Raw genomic sequence first — 1,879 nt, forward strand, 5'->3', positions numbered from 1 at the left:
GCGGCCAACGGGCGTCAGATGCGCGCCGTGCTGGATCAGGGCGCGCCCGATCTGATCGTGCTGGATCTGATGATGCCGGGCGAAGACGGTCTGGTGCTGTGCCGCGAACTGCGGGCCGGCAAGTTCCGCACCGTGCCGGTCGTGATGCTGACCGCCCGCAACGAGGAAGCCGACCGGATTGTCGGTCTGGAAATGGGCGCCGACGACTACCTGCCCAAGCCGTTCGCCGCGCGCGAGCTGCTCGCGCGGATCCGCTCGGTGCTGCGCCGCACGCGCATGCTGCCGCCTGGCATGCAGGTGGCGGAGTCGGCGCCAATGCTGTGCTTCGGCGACTGGCGGCTCGACACCACCGCGCGCCATCTGCTCGATGCCGACGGCACGATGGTCGCGCTGAGCGGCGCCGAGTACCGCTTGCTGCGCGTGTTTCTCGATCATCCGCAGCGGGTGCTCACGCGCGACCAGCTGCTCAGCCTGACCCAGGGCCGCCAGGCCGACCCGTTCGACCGCTCGATCGACCTGATGGTGAGCCGCCTGCGCCAGCGCTTAAGGGATGTCGCGCGTGAGCCGCGTTACATCAAGACGCTGCGCAGCGAGGGCTACGTGTTCTCCGCCGCCGTGACCGCAATCGGAGACCCGCGATGACGCCGGCTTCATGGCCGCACTGGCCACACTGGCCGCGTACCTTGTTCGCGCGGCTCGCGGTGATCCTGTTCGTCGGGCTGGCGCTCGCGCAGACGCTGTCGTTCTGGCTCACGATGACCGAACGCGACCAGACGATGACCAACGTGATGACGGGTTACATCGGACGCGAGGTCACCAGTTCGGTGGCGCTGCTCGATCATTTGCCGCCCGAGGAGCGCGCCCAGTGGCTGCCGCGTCTCGCACGGCGCAGCTATGAGTTCGTCCTCGGGCCCGGCATTGCTGGCGCGCCGGTCGATGCGAGCCTGTCGGAGCGGGTCGCGCAATCCATCGGCGACGGCATCGGCACGCGTTATCCGCTGACGGTGAACGCGGTCCCCGGCAAGCGCGAACGCCTGCAGGTTCATCTGCAACTGAGCGACGGCACACCGCTGACGATCGATCTGCGCCCGATGTCGGGCGCGCCGCTGTCGCGCTGGCTGCCGCTGGTGCTGCTGCTGCAACTGGTCGTGCTCGCGGCGTGCTGCTGGCTGGCGGTGCGGCTGGCGACCCGTCCGCTGCATCAGCTGGCGCTGGCGGCCGATACGCTGGGCCCGGACCTGAAGGCGGACCGTCTGCCGGAAGGTGGACCGTCGGAAGTGGCGCGGGCCGCGCGCGCGTTCAACGCGATGCAGGACCGGATCTCGACCTACATGACCGAGCGCATGCAGATCCTGGCGGCGATCTCGCACGATCTGCAAACGCCGATCACACGGATGCGCTTGCGCGTCGACGTGATGGACGACGACGCGCAGGGCGCGAAGCTCAGACAGGATCTGCAGGAGATGGAAACGCTGGTGAAAGAAGGCGTGACGTACGCGCGGACGATGCACGGCACAACCGAGGTGCCGTGCCGCATCGATCCGGATGCGCTGTTCGACAGCCTGGTCTGCGACTATGTCGACGCGGGCCAGCAGGTGTCGCTGGAAGGCCGCTTCGGTAGGTCGGTGGTGACGCGGCCGCAGGCGTTGCGCCGCATCGTCGGCAACCTCGTCGACAATGCGCTGAAGTTTGGCGGCGCGGCCGAGATCAGCATCGCAGCGGTGCACGATGGACAGACCACGGTCAGCGTGCTCGACCGCGGGCCGGGCATCCCGGCTGAATCGCTGGACGCGGTGTTCGAGCCGTTCTACCGGCTGGAGACATCGCGCAACCGGCATACGGGCGGGACGGGGCTCGGCCTCGCGATCGCACGGCAGCT

At 68.6% G+C, this 1,879-nt stretch carries 2 protein-coding genes; both read left to right on the plus strand.

Going from position 1 to position 1,879, the window contains the following annotated elements; translation table 11 throughout:
* A partial coding sequence (locus HV744_RS36450; RefSeq protein WP_175154068.1) for a response regulator occupies window positions 1-642 on the plus strand: 642 nt, incomplete at its 5' end.
* Window positions 639-1,879, plus strand: a 1,241-nt coding sequence (locus HV744_RS36455; RefSeq protein WP_175154069.1) for an ATP-binding protein, incomplete at its 3' end; no start/stop codon positions are given. The genes HV744_RS36450 and HV744_RS36455, both read left to right, overlap by 4 nt.

This window comes from Paraburkholderia ultramafica (genome assembly GCF_902859915.1).
GTDB lineage: Bacteria > Pseudomonadota > Gammaproteobacteria > Burkholderiales > Burkholderiaceae > Paraburkholderia > Paraburkholderia ultramafica.